This window comes from Cupriavidus sp. 2TAF22 (genome assembly GCF_052115045.1).
Lineage (GTDB): Bacteria > Pseudomonadota > Gammaproteobacteria > Burkholderiales > Burkholderiaceae > Cupriavidus.
The window spans coordinates 373722-388737 of sequence record NZ_JBFRFX010000003.1 but is presented as its reverse complement, the minus strand read 5'-3'; the positions used below and the strand labels follow the sequence as shown (position 1 = coordinate 388737).

Genomic DNA, 15016 nt, shown 5'->3' with positions numbered 1-15016 from the left:
AAAACTGACTCGATCCTCCCGAAGAAGAACCGAACATGTTTTACTGTGCGAGCACTTTATAACTTGTAAGCTCCRRTGCTTGCGCACCGGGCATCCGCTATCAAGCGCCCACACTTATCGGTTGTTTGTTTGTTAAAGAACTTGCCGCGRYTCGCTTTGCTTACCGCGTCGCTGCTTTGTTGTCAGCAGCAGAGAAACGAGATTATGAAGAACTTTCTACGTTTCGTCAACAGGTTTCGCAATCTTTTTTTGCTCCGGTTCGCCGCGCTRTYCGCACCGCCAACCTCACCCGTTCACCCCGCAACCCTTGTCCCGTCTGCTTTGCAGCCGCGCTTCGTGTTGCGAGGGAGCGAATATTAAGGCCCGCCCACGGTCCTGGCAAGCCTTTTCTGAAATCATTTTCTTGCGGCGCAAAAAGTATTTCTCAAGGCACACGGCGGCCCTGCACCGAGTCAGAATCGTGCTGTCGGGGCACCCCCAGGGATGCCGCAACTCACGTTCGCAGTGCTTCTATATATAAGGAGATGCAGCAATGACGATCCGTATCGTGAAACTGGGCTCGCCACGCGCGCCTGACGAAGGACTTCGGATTGGCACCGTGCGCCGGCCACCCCGAGGCGTACCCAAGGCGGAGTTCGCATCGCGCGACTACTACGATGTCTGGTACCCGGAGCTTTCGCCGTCGGCGGACCTCGTTGCCCAGGCGCTAGCCATCCAGGCAGACGGCGACGACAAGGCCTGGCGCGCGTTCGAAAAGCACTTTCGCGCGGAAATGGCCCGCCCCGAGGCTAGCCGGACGCTGGACCTGCTGGCCGCGCTGTCACGGCAGACAAATTTTTCGCTTGGATGCTACTGCGAGCAAGAAAGCCGCTGCCACCGCTCGATATTGCGGTCGCTGCTGGAAAAGAGAGGGGCGGCCATGGCGTAGCCGCCAAGCGCGGGACGAGTCAGATCGTCTTGTGGCTGCCGGCGCACTGCCGGCGGAACAGCGTGCGCAGCGCGCTCCACTGAATGGGGAGCAGCGGCGTGCAATGGCGCACGGCGTCGCGCCTGGCATAGTGGGCCAGCAACTGCTCTCCGACCGACTGCCGGAAATAGGAGGGCGTCGGGTAGCTCATGGTCAATCCCTATTGTGGTTCATCAGGATTGACAGTATACCAAATTTGGTGCGCTGCGTCATGACGGGGCAGGCAACGGCTCCGTTCTGGTGCATCCCGGCAGCCAATAGCACAATGAAATCAAGGGCTGGACCACTCTTCGCGCCCGGCCGCCTGCTCGTGCCGCATCCGGCATATCGTATACCGGAAGCGCCGAGATCCTCCACCAAGCCGGGACTAGCTGGCGCTCGCTACGCGACCGCTGCGCTTCGCCGGGCTGGTGGCGGTGCGCTCCCCGGCCACGTCAGGTGCGCCGCTCTCCGCCTGCGCCAGCTCTTCCGCGGCCTTCGCCGCGCTATAGACATGCCGGGTCGCCAGCAGGGCCGCAAGATCGGCATCCCCGGCAATGACGGCCTGAAGGATCTGCGCGTGTTCTTCCCAGTTCTGGCGGGCACGCGTCACATTGGCCGGCGCAAACAGCAAACCCGTACGCTCCCGCAGCGTCCGCACCATGTCCTGGAGCACGCTGTTGGCGGCGATATTGCCAAGCACCTCGTGAAAGTGGGAGTTCAGTTCGACAAAGCGCTCGGACCGGCCGCTGGCAGCCGCTTCGGTCCCCTGGCGCAGGACCTCGTTGAGCTCCGCGAGCAGGCCGGGATCGCGCCGCTGGGCGGCCAGCTTGGCATTGAGCCCTTCCAGAGTGGCCCGGACCTCGACCATTTCCTTGGCGATATTCGGCGACAGTGTTGCCACCGAAGCCCCGCGCCGCGGCTCGATGCGGACCAGGCCTTCCGCGGCCAGGGCGCGCAGCGCTTCCCGCACGGGGATACGCGACACGCCGAGTTCGGTCGAAAGCTTGTTTTCGACCAGCCGGTCACCCTGGTTGTACTCGCCGGCCAGGATGCGCTGCCGCAAGGTATCGGTGACGAGGGCGAACAGGGGCGAATGCTGGGCGCCAAGGCTGGTGCCGGCGGAATCCGAAGCGGCGTGAGCGTGTTCGGTACCAGGGGCGTCGGACATAGATTCTGGCTTTGCTCGGCAGGACACCGTCGCCAGGCTGGCCGCGCATGCGAGCCGTCGCGGACGGGTCAAAGGGATCAAGGACCGCGGCGCGCCCTGTAAAGGATGCCGCAGCGGCGATATTGTCCGCATTGTATACCGGCGCAACGCCGTTTTTGCGCGCCGCGGCGCACCCGGTCCTTGCCCGTGATCAATTGCGACACCCTGCAGCACCCGGTGGCCGGGATGGCTCGCCCGGCACGCTATGATGCGTGGGCCCGAACTTTCCACAAACCCGCCCTCCTCCGATGCGCAGATGGCACTGAATATCGTCTGGCTGTCCTTCTTCCTGCTTGCCTTCATCGTCGCCTGCATCCGCCTGGCCATGGGAGACACCAGCGTCTTCCCCGCCATGCTGACGAGCCTGTTCGACAGCGCGCGCACCGCATTCGAGATCTCCCTGGGGCTGGCTGGCGTCATGAGCCTCTGGCTCGGCATCATGCGGATCGGAGAACGTGCCGGCGTGGTCGATGTCTTCGCGCGCGCGGTCAACCCGCTGCTGCGCCACTTCTTCCCGGGCGTCCCGCAGGGCCATCCGGCCCAGGGCGCCATGATGATGAACGTCTCGGCCAATATGCTGGGCCTGGACAACGCAGCGACGCCGCTCGGCCTGAACGCCATGCGGGAGCTGCAATCGTTGAATCCGCGCCCGGATACGGCCAGCAATGCGCAGATCATGTTCATCGTCCTGAACACGGCCGGGCTGACCCTGATCCCGACCTCGGTGATCGCGATGCGGCAAGCGATCGCCGTCAAGCAGGGCCTGACCGGCTTCAACGCAGCCGACATTTTCCTGCCCACCCTCCTCGCCACCTGTGTTTCCTGCGTGGCCGGCCTGCTCGCGGTGGCCTGGGCGCAGCGGCTCAACCTGCTCAAGCCAGCGGTGCTGGGCGCCCTGGGCTTGCTGGCGGCCGCGGTCGGCGGTCTGTTCCTGTGGCTGCGTCATGCCCCGCCGGAGCAGGTCAGCACCGGCACGGCGCTGGCCGGTAGCGGCTTTATCATCACATTGATCATCGTCTTCCTGGTCTGCGGCGCCGTACGCGGCATCAACGTCTACGACGCCTTCGTCGACGGCGCCAGGGAAGGCTTCGGCGTGGCCGTGCAGATCATTCCCTACCTGGTGGCAATCCTGGTGGCGATCGGCCTGTTCCGCGTGACCGGATGCATGGATGTGCTGATGCGGGGACTTACCGCGGCCTTTGCCTGGCTGGGCCTGGACACGGCGTTCGTGCCGGCCCTGCCGGTCGGCCTGATGAAGATCCTCTCCGGCGCCGGCGCGCGCGGCCTGATGATCGATGTGATGAGCACCTATGGCGTCGCCTCGTTCCAGGGCAAGCTGGCCGCGATCATCCAGGGCTCGACCGAAACTACCTTCTACGTGCTTGCCGTTTATTTCGGCAGCGTCAACATTCGCGATACGCGGCACGCGCTCGCCTGCGCCCTGTTCGCCGACCTTGCCGGGCTATGCGCCGCGGTAGGCATTGCATACCTGTTCTTCCGCTAGGGGCATTCCCCCATCGGCCACTACGCCGCGAACACATCGGCAAATTGCCGACGGAATCAGGGCGTGAAATCAGGAAAAAGTGGAGGCGGATGTTGTAAACGGCTACTTTGTTGTGCACAAACAACATGTTTGTGAAGCCAGACACGCACAGCCAATATGACGCTTGGTGCGTCGCAACAAATCGTATATAGTGGAGTCTGTCTCCTCCACCACCTCGGTGGATTCCAGCCCGCGCACGAAACTGCGCGGGTTTTTTTTGCCCGATTTTCGGCGCGCACCTGCGTTTCCCCCTGAAACGCCAATGCATTACCGGCCGGGAACCAACCCGTCCCCACCGTCGTGCCAGGTTGGCGATTGCGCGCACCGGGACGATGCGGCGGCGCACCTCCCCAGTGCAAATCGCCCGAGATGACACGATATGTTGCAACGCACCATACGGTGATCTAGAGTCAAGCCATCGCTTGCATCCGCCGGCGTCCTTACTTAGTTGTCGACATGTTTTCCGTGCCGTACCTGCCCCGTCCCGACGCCTCGATGCTGCAAAGAGGCCTGGTCTACGCTTTCTCGTTCCTGGCCCTGGCCGGAGCGGGATGGCTCACGGATCAGCCGGGCTACTTGTGGGCAGCCACCGCCTCGCTCTGGACCTGCCTCGCCGACCGCGGCGGCACCGCAGGCGAGCGGCTCAGGGCGCTGGGTTCGGTCGGCATGGGCGGCACGGTGGCGTGCGCGGTGGGTGTGGCCGTCGCCGGGTCTGCGTGGGCGGCGCTCGCCGCGGTCGGGATTGCCGGGCTCGCGGCTGGCCTGGCAGAGACCCGTGGGCCCGGCGCGGCCCTGCCCGCCAAGCTGCTCTACGTCATCCTGATCGCCGCATGCCTCCAGCCGGCCGGCGATGCCGCGCTGGCCGTACACGTGTTCGAGCGTAGCCAGGAATTCCTGCTCGGCGGCGTGTTTGCCTGCCTGGTGAGCCTGGCGCTGATTCCGTCCGCGCGCGACCAGCGCCCGCGCGCGGAAGTCATGGCGGTGTTCGGCGCCTTGTCGCGTCTTGCCGGGGCGCTGGCCGGCACTGAAGCGGTCGGCGATGCGGCTGCCAGCAAGCGCGACATCCGCGAGCGGATCGAGGCCGCGCATCTGGCCGTGCGCGCGCGCCGCAGCCTGCGCGATCCGCTGGGGCGGATGCGCTATGCCTATATCGTCAGCCTGGCCGATGCCATTTTTGCCCTGCTGATCGTCGCCGCCGAGTTGCGCAGCCGCGCAGACAGCGCGCCGGCAGGCGACCCGGGCGAGGGCAACGTCAGCCCGCTGCCGCTCCAGTACCTGCAGCGCTGCGTGGCCGAGATGCGTTTGCAGGTGGACGAGGCCCTCGCCCGGCCCGCGCCTGACCTGCCTTCGCTGTGCGCCGCACTGGTCCGCGAGTTGCGGCGCCTGCATGCGCCCCTGGCCAATGCCGACGCGCCGGCCGTGTACCAGTCCGCGGTGGGCGCCCTGGCCCGCTACCCGGCCTTCGCCACCTGGCATGGCGCGCACCGCCGGCCGCGTCACACGTTCCGGCAAAGGTGGCAGCGCTGGCGTGCCGCCCTGGCCGAACACACTGCCCGCGACGCCCGCGTGGCGCGCCATGCGGTGCGGCTTGCGCTGGCCGGCAGCCTGAGCCTGCTGCCAGCACAACTGTGGCGGGTGGATCATGGCTACTGGGTAGCGGTCACCGTCATCATGGTGCTCAGTCCGCAACTGCAGACCACACGCAGGATCTCCTTCCTGCGCTTTGCCGGTTCGCTGGCGGGAGCGCTGCTGGCCTGCGCCATCGGCCTCGCCCACCCGCCGGCGCCGCTGGCGCTGGTGATCAGCGCAGCGTGTCTCGCGGCAGCCTATGTCTTGCGGCTCGCCGGAAGCCCGGGGCTGTTCGCCCTTTGCCTCACGCCGGCTGTCATCCTGTTCTCATGGGTGGGCGCCCCGGCGGCGGACAGCAGCCACTTCGCCGCGCTGCGCGGCATCGATACCGCGCTTGGCTGCCTGATCGCGCTGGCCAGTTACTACGTGCTGGCACCGCGCGCCGAGCTCTCGCGGGTGCATCGCCACGGCGTCGACGCACTCGCCGCGAATGCCGCGTACCTGCGCGCGGCATTCGCGGGCGCCGGCGCGTTCACGACTTCGCCCACGCGCTCGCCCGCGCCGACCGCGGCCCGCCTGGAAACACTGCGCATCGGCGCGGGCCGCGCGTCCGCCCGGGCCGAGCTGACGCTGCAGCAGGCGGAGGCGGAACTGATGCCGGAACTGGCTGCGGCCTACGCCGGGCTTCACCTCACCTCACGCCGCATGGCCGCGCTGGCCGGCGTGGTGCGCGCCGGGCTGGCTGCCGGGAGCGGCGCCGGTGCACCACTACCAGCCACGCTGGCGACGCTGCAGGCCCTGGCGGGGCGGCTTTCGTCACTGGCGGCGCGGCCCGGGGAAAGCGCAGGCCCCCTAGCCAGTCCCGCGGACCACGGAACCGCCGCACCGCTGGACCGCTTCCTGCTCGAGCAGGCCGCGTTCGCCGCGGCGCAATCTGAGGCCGCGCACGAGGCGCTCGCCAGCGTGCGCCAGTTGACGGCCGGGCTTGCCGTTGCCGGCCAGCACTTGCCCCATCCCGGTTGATGGCGGTCAAGGCGACGCGCCGCACGGCGTCGCTCGGCCGCGCGATCTCCTAGAATGGTGTCATCCTCAGCGACCGGTGTGAGGCACGCCATGCCCGAGATCTCGTTTCCCCGCAGCGTTCCCACCTACTGTGCGGCCAGTCTTACGCTTTCCTGCCCCGCCACCGTGAACGGCAAGCCCACGCTGTATTCCATTACCGCCGAGGCGCTCGAGACGCACTTTGGCGCCCGTTCTCCGCGCGAGGAAGACCTGGTGCGTGCGTTCACCAGCCATCGGCAACGCATCGAACATATTGCCGAAGACTTGTTCGAACTGACCCAGGCCAGGGAGATCGTGCTGCGCAGCGGGCACATCCGCTTCGCAGGATAGGCGCGCCTGCGCGCTGCCGCCTTGCGCTTGCGCCGGCGCCAGTACGCCGCCGCCGGCGATATCACTCGCCTCGTACTGCACTTGCCGGGACGGACGGATCCCGCGCGCCCGAGTCGACGATCACCAGATAGCGCCCCGGCCGCGACACCGGTGTGCGATCCGGCGCGAGAACCCAGAGCGCATCGCCCCGCTCCACGGCGTCGAGGTAGTCGGCGTCGATCAGGCCAAAGCGGTCGATCAGCCGGTTGAGGGCGGCAGGAATGCGCACGCAACCCTTCGAAGCCGGATGCCCGAGGCGCGCTTCGAGATGTTCGGGATCGGTCGCGTGCATCTGCAGGCGCATCTGGCTTTCGCCGCCCTTGCCCCAGCCGCGCTCTGCATCGACCCAGCCGAAGTCATAGACGCGCATGCCGCGCGCGCCATAGCCGCGGATGCCATTCTCGTTGACGGTGCCCTCGGCGCGGAAATCCATGTTCTCCAGGCTGTGGTCGAACACGCCGAGCGGCGTGATGAAATGATCGAAGGTGCCCGGCTTGCCGGTCGAGGTGGGTGCCGAACCCACCCACCGCCAGGGCGCATCGCCATCGGACCGGGCGAACAGCATGGCAGCCTGTACGCGCGGGTTGCGGTCGACCAGCACCACCCAGTCGCCGGCGTCGGCGTCGTGCCCCACAGCCTGCAGCGCCGAGGACAGCAGGCCGGCATACCGTTGCGCCTGCGCGGCCGGCAGCTCGAGGCGGTGCGGCACCTGCCGGGCAAACGCCTGCCGCACGGTACCGAACTCGTTGTTGGCGCTGGCGGCCTGGGGCAGGAGCGACAGCGCGGCCAGCAATATCCACAATGCCAGCCAGCCGAATCGGTGGCGCAGGCACGGGCCGAAAAGCCCGTCATGGGGACTGCATTGCATAATTGCCTCCTTGCACAAGATCTTGCACCGGCCGCTGCGATCATCATTCGCCCGTGCCCGACTTCGCGCACTGCCCTGCGTCAAGGCACATGCGCGAAGCCGGCGTGGCGAAGCCAGTAGCGAAGCGGCCTCCATATTTAGACTGCCGGCGCGGCCATGATTTCCCGACGCCGCACGGCCACAGCGTTTGTCAATGGATCAGACTCAAGTCATCAACCAAGCCCGCCAGCGTCTCGCCGCGGGTGATTTCGCCGGCGCCCGCGCGGCGCTCGAAGCCCTGCTTGCGCAGGAACCCGGGCACGGCGGCGCCCTGGAACTGCTGGGGCTGGCCGCAGGCAACCAGGGAGATTTCCGGGCCGCGGCGGCGCATCTCGACAGCGCCGCGCAGGCGGGTGCGGGCTCGCCGGAGCTCTACTACAACCTGGCGGTGGCGCGCCAGAAACTGGGCGAACACGAGGCGGCGATCGCTGCCTTCTCGCAAGCAGTGGCATTGCGCAGCTATTTTTTCGAAGCCCACCACGATCTCGGCCTGTCGCTCGCGGCATCCGGCAACGCATCTGCGGCCATCGCCGCGTTCGACGCCGCGCTGAAGCTGCGCCCGGGAAGCTTCGAAGCGCTCTACAACAAGGGCAAGGCGCTGAGCGAGCTCGACCGCTTCGCCGACGAGATCGACTGCTACCAGCGCGCCATCCAGCTGCGGCCCAACTTCGCCGGCGGGTACGTCAACCTGGGCGTGGCGCTGCGCGACCTGCATCGTTTCGACGAAGCCATGCGCCACTTCAAGAAGGCCGTCACGCTGGACGCAAACGACGCGCTGGCGCGTTGCAACCGCGCCCAGACCAATCTGCTGATGGGGGTCTTCGATCACGGCTGGCGCGAATACGAATGGCGCTGGCTGGACGGCACGCCCGCGCACCGCCTGCCGGGCAAGCCCTGGCTGGGCGAAGGCAGCCTGGCCGGCAAGACCATCGTGCTGCATAACGAACAGGGATTCGGCGACACCATCCAGTTCGCCCGCTACGTGCCGGCCGTCGCGGCCATGGGCGCGCGCGTCATCCTGCAGGTGCAGCCCGCGCTGGTGCCGCTGCTGCAGGGCCTGCCCGGCGTCGCGGAGCTGATCGCCGAAGGCGACCAGCTGCCTGCCTTCGACTGCCATTGCCCCTTGATGAGCCTGCCGCTGGCCTTCCGCACCAGCCTGGCGACCATTCCGCCCGCGCCTTACCTCAACGCCGACCCCGCGCTCAGCGCAGCCTGGCGCGCCCGGCTGGAGGCGGACTCCGCCGCCGGCCGCCGGCCACGCATCGGCCTGGTCTGGTCCGGCAGCACCTGGCACCGCAACGACCGCAACCGCTCGCTGGCGCTGGACCAGCTGCGCCCCCTGCTCGCGGCCGATGCGAGCTTCGTCTCGCTGCAAAAGGACGTGCGCGCCGCCGACAGCGCCACGCTTGAAAGCCTGCCGCAGCTCATGGACGTATCCGGCGAGATCGCCAGCTTCGCCGACACCGCCGCCCTGATCGACAACCTCGATCTGGTCATCAGCGTGGACACCGCCGTCGCCCACCTGGCCGGCGCGCTCGGCAAGCCGGTCTGGCTGCTGCTGCCGTTCTCGCCCGACTGGCGCTGGCTGCTCGAGCGCAAGGACTCGCCTTGGTACCCAGGCATGCGCCTGTTCCGGCAGGCCGCGATGCGCGACTGGAACGGCCCGCTCGACGAACTTGGCGCTGCGCTTGCCGCCCTGCCAGAAGCTCACCCGCGCGGCTAGATATGCGTGCTTGCGGCCGGTGCTTCACGTGAAACGCCGGCCGCGCTGGGCCTCGGGAAAACACCATTCCCAGATAAAGTGACCGACCAGTCGGTTTATATATAATGCTCCTACCCGCTGCCAATCCATGAAAGCAACAAACGCGCGGCCCCGTCAAAGGAGGCGTTATGTACACCCAGAGTCTGGATCTTCCCGGCGGCGTAAACGCACAGGCCACGCCTGACGGACTGCGCGCCGCCCCGGACGCGGCCAGGCAGGAAGCCTTCGACACCCGCATCGCGGCCGATGCCAAGATCGAGCCGCAGGACTGGATGCCCGAGGCCTACCGCAAGACCCTGGTGCGGCAGATCTCCCAGCACGCGCATTCCGAGATCATCGGCATGCAGCCCGAAGGCAACTGGATCAGCCGGGCTCCGTCGCTCAAGCGCAAGGCCATCCTGCTGGCGAAAGTGCAGGACGAAGGCGGCCACGGCCTCTATCTCTATTCGGCGGCGGAAACGCTGGACGCTTCGCGCGACGACCTGGTCGACGCGCTGCACGCGGGCCGTGCCAAGTATTCCTCGATCTTCAACTACCCCACCCTGACCTGGGCCGACGTCGGCGTGATCGGCTGGCTGGTCGATGGCGCGGCGATCATGAACCAGATCCCGCTTTGCCGCTGCTCCTATGGCCCCTACGCGCGCGCCATGATCCGCATCTGCAAGGAAGAATCCTTCCACCAGCGCCAGGGTTTCGACGCGCTGCTGGCGATGATGGGCGGCACCGACGCCCAGCGCGAGATGGTGCAGGACGCGGTGGACCGCTGGTGGCTCCCGGTGCTGATGATGTTCGGGCCGCCCGATGCGGCATCCACCAACAGCGCCCAGACCATGGCCTGGGGCATCAAGCGCATCTCCAATGACGACCTGCGCCAGAAATTCGTCGACGCCGCCGTCGCGCAGGCCAAGGTGCTGGGCGTGACGCTGCCCGACCCGGGCCTGCGATGGAACGCCGAGCGCGGCCGCCACGACTACAGCCCGCTGGACTGGGACGAATTCTGGCGCGTCATCAACGGTGACGGCCCCTGCAACAAGGAGCGCCTCGCCACCCGCGTGAAGGCGCACGACGAAGGCGCCTGGGTGCGCGAGGCCGCGCTGGCCTATGCCGCGAAACAGAATGCAGGACAGGCCGCCCTGCGCGCGGCCTGAACCGCAGGCCAGAGGAGACAAGCAACATGACCCAAGACACTTCGACCCAGGACCGGGCGCGGAAAGATTGGCCGCTGTGGGAAGTCTTCGTGCGCAGCAAGCAGGGACTCGAGCACAAGCACTGCGGCAGCCTGCACGCCGCCGATGCACAGCAGGCGCTGCACATGGCGCGCGACGTGTACACGCGGCGCCAGGAGGGCGTGTCGATCTGGGTGGTCCCGTCGGTGGCCATCACCGCGAGCGCGCCGGACGAAAAGCCCGAGCTGTTCGACCCGATGGCCGACAAGATCTACCGGCACCCGACGTTCTACCAGCTGCCCGATGAAGTCAACCATATGTAAGGGCCCGGCACCATGACCAGCATGCCGACACTTGCGCCGCCCGCCGCGCCGGCCACCGCCGCCCTGCCCGCCACGCTCCAGTACATCCTGCGCCTGGCCGACAATGCCCTGATCCTCGGCCAGCGCAACGCCGAGTGGTGCGGCCACGGTCCCGCGCTGGAAGAAGACATCGCGCTCGCCAATATCAGCCTGGACCTGATCGGCCAGGCGCGCCTGCTCTACGCGCACGCCGGCGTGCTCGAGGGCCGGCTGGCCGGGCAGGCCGGCCCGGCGCGCCTGGAAGACGACTACGCCTACTGGCGCCCCGAGCGCGATTTCCGCAACTGGACGCTGACGGAGCTGCCGCACACCGGCCCGCTGGCCGGCACTGCCGCGGCAGAGCGCGACTACGCGGTCACCATCGTGCGCAACTTCCTCTACAGCGCGCTGATGGTGGAGCTGTGGACGCGCCTGCAGGCAAGCAGTGATGCCGAGCTCGCGGCCATCGCGGCCAAGTCGGTCAAGGAGGCACGCTACCACCTGCACCATGCCGCCGGCTGGGTCGTGCGCCTGGGCGACGGTACCGGCTTTTCCCATGCGCGCGCGCAGCAGGCGCTGGATCACCTGCTGCCCTATATGAACGAGTGCTTCGCCACCGATGCGGTGGAGCATGAAGCCGCGGCTGCGGGCGTGGGCGTGCCGGCGGCGGATTGCCGCGCCGCCTGGCAGGCCACGGTGGACGAGACCGTGGCGGCGGCGACGCTCGCCCTGCCTGCTGCCGGCGGCTTCGTCCCGACCGGCAAGCAAGGCGTGCACTCGGAACACATGAGCCGCCTGCTGAGCGAACTGCAAAGCCTGGCACGCGCCCACCCTGGCGCGCAGTGGTGAGCACCATGGCCACCGGCACCGGCACCGCCGCGCAAGCGCGCGCCACGCTCGCATGGAATGCGCTGGAAGGCGTGCCCGATCCGGAAATCCCGGTGGTCTCGATCCGCGACCTCGGCATCCTGCGCGATGTGGTGGTCGCCGGCGACGGCAGTATCGAAGTGGTCATCACGCCGACCTACTCCGGCTGCCCCGCCATGTCGCAGATCGCCGAGGATATCGGCCACGCCCTCGATGCCGCGGGCCTGGGCCCCTGGCGCATCCGCACGGTGCTGTCGCCGGCCTGGACCACCGACTGGATCAGCGCCGGGGGCCGCGACAAGCTGCGCGCCTACGGCATCGCGCCGCCGACGCGCTGCCACGATGCGCAGGGCACGCACGCCACGCCGCAGCCGCTGCGCTTCGTGCCGCGCGCGGCGGCGCCGGCCGCCTGGCAGGACCGGGTACCCTGCCCGCGTTGCGGCAGCCTGCATACCGAGCAGCTGGCGCGCTTCGCCTCGACCGCCTGCAAGGCGCTGCACCGCTGCCTGGACTGCCGCGAACCCTTCGACTATTTCAAACCCTATTGATGCGCTGGCGTCGCCGGCCCACGCTGCCATGACCCCTCAGTTCCACCCGCTGCGCGTGGCGCAGGTCCGCACCGAAACCGCCGACACCATCTCCATCGCCTTCGACGTGCCCGCGGCGCTGCGCGACGCCTACCGCTTCACGCAGGGCCAGTTCCTCACGCTGCGCGCGCCGGTGGACGGCAATGACCTGCGCCGCTCGTACTCGATCTGCTGCGGCGTGCAGGACTACGCCGAGCGCGGCGAATTGCGCGTGGCGGTCAAGCGCGTGGAGCATGGCGTGTTCTCGCAGCATCTGCACGACGGCCTCGCACCCGGCCACGTGCTCGACGTGATGACGCCCGACGGCCGCTTCCATGTGCCGCTGGAAAGCGATGCTAGCCGCCACTACGTCGCCTTTGCCGCCGGCAGCGGCATCACGCCGGTGCTGTCGCTGATCCGCACCACGCTGGCCACCGAGGCGAACAGCCGGTTCACGCTGGTGTACGGCAACCGCAGCGTCGACAGCATCATCTTTTCCGAAGCGCTCGAGGACCTGAAGAACCAGTACCTGGCGCGCTTCACGCTCCATCACGTGCTGTCGCGCCAGCCGCAGGAAGTGGACCTGCTGCACGGGCGCCTGGACCGCGCCCGCGTGGGCGCATTCCTCGAATCCCTGCTGCCTGTCGGCGACATCGACGCCGCCTTCGTGTGCGGGCCGGCCTCGATGATCGACGAGGTCGAGGCCGCGCTCAAGGCGGCCGGCCTCGACCCCCACCGCATCCATGCCGAGCGTTTCGGCGTGCCAGTGGCGCAGGCGCCGCGCCCGGCTGCGCGCGCGGACCAAGCCAGCCATGCCGGCACGGCGGAACTGGTGGTGGTGCTCGACGGCAAGCAGCACGCCATGCGCCTGCCGATGGCCAATGCCAATGTGCTTGACACCGCGCTGGCGGCCGGGCTGGACCTGCCCTACGCGTGCAAGGGCGGCGTCTGCTGTACCTGCCGCGCCAAAGTGCTCGAGGGGCAGGTCGAGATGGCGAAAAACTACACGCTCGAACCGTGGGAGATGGAAAAGGGCTTCGTGCTGACCTGCCAGGCCCGCGCCGTCACCGGGCGCGTGGTGGTGAGCTACGACGAACGCTGAGCAGCGCCGGGCTCCGGCGGCGCGCCGCAAGCGGCGCAACCGCGTGATTAAAATGGAAGCAGCCGCGCCACGCATCCATATACAATCACGCCCATGCAATACATCCATGTCGTCAACGGTGACGTAGCGGGCAACACGCTACGGCAAGCCCTCGCCCAGGCCGCCCGGCCCGACCCGGTCGTCGTGCTGCGCGACGACCTTGCCGTCGGCCCGATCGCCGACGTCGACAGCAGCGGCCTCGTCCGCTCCGGCTTCTGGCAGCGCGTGGCGCCGCGCAGCGACATCGACTTCGCCGCCGAGATGCAGCACGCGCTCACCCAGCTGCACGGCCTGCGCAAGGAAGAACTGGAGATCGCGCTCTGGCATGGCCAGAGCGCGTCCGACCAGCTGATGCTGCGCCGGGTGGTGTTCCATCTCTACCAGTCCCCCCAGCGCATCAACGAAGTCGCGATGGACCTGCGCGAACTGGAAATCCCCGCGCGCGGCAACCTGGCCGCCATCGGCATGTATCCCGCGGCGCGCCTTGCGCGGCGCTTTTCCACGATCGCCCCGGTTTCGGTGCTGCGCCTCGGCCGGCTTGGCTACGAGTGGCAGCAGAACGTCAAGGAGAACGCCGACGTGCGCCTGTGGAAGGGCAACACGCTGGTGCCCGCCGCGTACCACACGGTGGATGAGGTGATCCTGGAGCGCGCGCCGCTGGAATGGGCGCCGGCCGCGCAAGTGGTGGGCGCCGTGATGGGGGCCATCGAAGGGCTGCTGGCCAGCGACTGGTTCGTGTTCTGGCGCTGCCGGGAGCTGATCGGCGCCGGCCAGCTGGTGCTGCGCGGCAATGCCGAATCACTGCAGACCTGCGAGCTGCGCCGCAACCTGTCCGCCAGCGGCGAATAGGCCGGCAAGCCGGGAACAGCAGAATCAAGCTGAAACAAGCGGAAATAATCGGAAATAAGCGGACGTTTACATGGCCCGTACCAAGGCACCCGATTTCGAGGCGCAGCGCGAGCAGATCCTGGACCTGGCTGCCGCCGCTTTTGCCGCCAGCAGCTATCCCAGCACCTCAATGGCCGACCTGGCCGCCGCCTGCGGCACCTCCAAGGCGCGCCTCTATCACTACTACGAGAGCAAGGAAGCGATCCTGTTCGACCTGCTCGACCGCTACACGCGCCGGCTGATGCTGATCGTGACCGAGGTCGAGGCGGAGGCCGGACGCCGGGGACGCAGCGAGCAGGAGACCTTCGCCAACCTGATCCGCGCCTTCCTGGCCGAGTACGAAACCTCGCAAACCCGCCATGTCGCCCTGATCAACGACGTCAAGTTCCTGGCCGACGAGCAGCGCGACCAGATCCTCCGGCGCGAGCGCGACGTGGTGGCCGCCTTCTCGCGCCAGCTGCGCCGCGCCTACCCGGAGCGCGTCACCCACGACAACCAGGCCGCCCTCACCATGACGGTGTTCGGCATGATCAACTGGACCTTCACGTGGCTCAAGCCGGGCGGCAAGCTGTCCTACGCGGAGTTCGCCGAGATGGTGATCGACCTGCTGGCTGGCGGCCTGCCGGGCGCGCCCGCGGCCGCCGCCCCTTCGGCGCGCGGCGTAGCGTAGCGTCCGGGC

The 15016-nt window shown here is 67.9% G+C and carries 15 protein-coding genes; 12 read left to right on the top strand and 3 right to left on the bottom strand.

From position 1 onward, the window contains the following. The first annotated feature begins 532 nt into the window (after nucleotides 1–532). Complete coding sequence (locus tag AB4Z48_RS06410; protein ID WP_441613043.1) at nucleotides 533–928, top strand: DUF488 domain-containing protein; 396 nt, start codon at nucleotides 533–535, stop codon at nucleotides 926–928. A gap of 19 nt (nucleotides 929–947) precedes the next feature. Here the strand turns inward: AB4Z48_RS06410 and AB4Z48_RS06405 are convergent, their stop codons facing one another. Continuing rightward, a complete protein-coding gene (locus tag AB4Z48_RS06405) occupies nucleotides 948–1118 on the bottom strand; it encodes a hypothetical protein (protein ID WP_441613042.1) in 171 nt (56 codons plus the stop codon). Nucleotides 1119–1334: 216 nt separating this feature from the next. Then, complete coding sequence (locus AB4Z48_RS06400; RefSeq protein ID WP_441613041.1) at nucleotides 1335–2117, bottom strand: GntR family transcriptional regulator; 783 nt, start codon at nucleotides 2115–2117, stop codon at nucleotides 1335–1337. A 295-nt stretch (nucleotides 2118–2412) separates the two neighbouring features. On the opposite strand from AB4Z48_RS06400, the gene AB4Z48_RS06395 reads away from it, so the two are divergent. From AB4Z48_RS06395 to AB4Z48_RS06385, 3 genes are all read left to right on the top strand, one after another. Further along, on the top strand, nucleotides 2413–3660 hold the full coding sequence (locus AB4Z48_RS06395; protein WP_441613040.1) for a nucleoside recognition domain-containing protein: 1248 nt from the start codon (nucleotides 2413–2415) through the stop codon (nucleotides 3658–3660). Between the two features lie 495 nt (nucleotides 3661–4155). Continuing rightward, the gene (locus tag AB4Z48_RS06390) at nucleotides 4156–6291 is read left to right on the top strand and encodes an FUSC family protein (RefSeq protein WP_441613039.1); all 2136 of its coding nucleotides are present in this window, start codon (nucleotides 4156–4158) and stop codon (nucleotides 6289–6291) included. 90 nt (nucleotides 6292–6381) lie between these two features. Beyond that, a complete protein-coding gene (locus AB4Z48_RS06385) occupies nucleotides 6382–6660 on the top strand; it encodes a DUF1488 domain-containing protein (protein ID WP_441613038.1) in 279 nt (92 codons plus the stop codon). A gap of 61 nt (nucleotides 6661–6721) precedes the next feature. Here AB4Z48_RS06385 and AB4Z48_RS06380 read toward each other — a convergent pair whose 3' ends face one another. Next, entirely contained in the window at nucleotides 6722–7567 is an 846-nt protein-coding gene (locus AB4Z48_RS06380; RefSeq protein ID WP_441613037.1) for a L,D-transpeptidase, read from the bottom strand. Between the two features lie 193 nt (nucleotides 7568–7760). On the opposite strand from AB4Z48_RS06380, the gene AB4Z48_RS06375 reads away from it, so the two are divergent. The 8 genes from AB4Z48_RS06375 (at nucleotide 7761) to AB4Z48_RS06340 (ending at nucleotide 15007) form a co-directional block, all read left to right on the top strand. Then, nucleotides 7761–9329, top strand: coding sequence for a tetratricopeptide repeat protein (locus AB4Z48_RS06375; RefSeq protein ID WP_441613036.1), 1569 nt, complete (start codon nucleotides 7761–7763; stop codon nucleotides 9327–9329). A gap of 167 nt (nucleotides 9330–9496) precedes the next feature. After that, nucleotides 9497–10516 (top strand): 1,2-phenylacetyl-CoA epoxidase subunit PaaA, encoded by a 1020-nt coding sequence (gene paaA, locus AB4Z48_RS06370; protein WP_441613035.1) that lies wholly within the window; start codon nucleotides 9497–9499, stop codon nucleotides 10514–10516. 26 nt (nucleotides 10517–10542) lie between these two features. Continuing rightward, nucleotides 10543–10857, top strand: a complete 315-nt coding sequence (gene paaB / locus AB4Z48_RS06365) for a 1,2-phenylacetyl-CoA epoxidase subunit PaaB (protein ID WP_441613034.1) — start codon at nucleotides 10543–10545, stop codon at nucleotides 10855–10857. 12 nt (nucleotides 10858–10869) lie between these two features. Further along, complete coding sequence (gene paaC, locus AB4Z48_RS06360; protein ID WP_441613033.1) at nucleotides 10870–11724, top strand: 1,2-phenylacetyl-CoA epoxidase subunit PaaC; 855 nt, start codon at nucleotides 10870–10872, stop codon at nucleotides 11722–11724. Nucleotides 11725–11729: 5 nt separating this feature from the next. After that, on the top strand, nucleotides 11730–12290 hold the full coding sequence (paaD, locus tag AB4Z48_RS06355) for a 1,2-phenylacetyl-CoA epoxidase subunit PaaD (protein ID WP_441613032.1): 561 nt from the start codon (nucleotides 11730–11732) through the stop codon (nucleotides 12288–12290). Nucleotides 12291–12318: 28 nt separating this feature from the next. Then, complete coding sequence (gene paaE, locus AB4Z48_RS06350; protein ID WP_441613031.1) at nucleotides 12319–13410, top strand: 1,2-phenylacetyl-CoA epoxidase subunit PaaE; 1092 nt, start codon at nucleotides 12319–12321, stop codon at nucleotides 13408–13410. Between the two features lie 93 nt (nucleotides 13411–13503). Further along, nucleotides 13504–14298 (top strand): DUF1835 domain-containing protein, encoded by a 795-nt coding sequence (locus AB4Z48_RS06345; protein WP_441613030.1) that lies wholly within the window; start codon nucleotides 13504–13506, stop codon nucleotides 14296–14298. A 70-nt stretch (nucleotides 14299–14368) separates the two neighbouring features. Then, complete coding sequence (locus tag AB4Z48_RS06340) at nucleotides 14369–15007, top strand: TetR/AcrR family transcriptional regulator (RefSeq protein ID WP_441613029.1); 639 nt, start codon at nucleotides 14369–14371, stop codon at nucleotides 15005–15007. Nucleotides 15008–15016 lie beyond the last annotated feature (9 nt).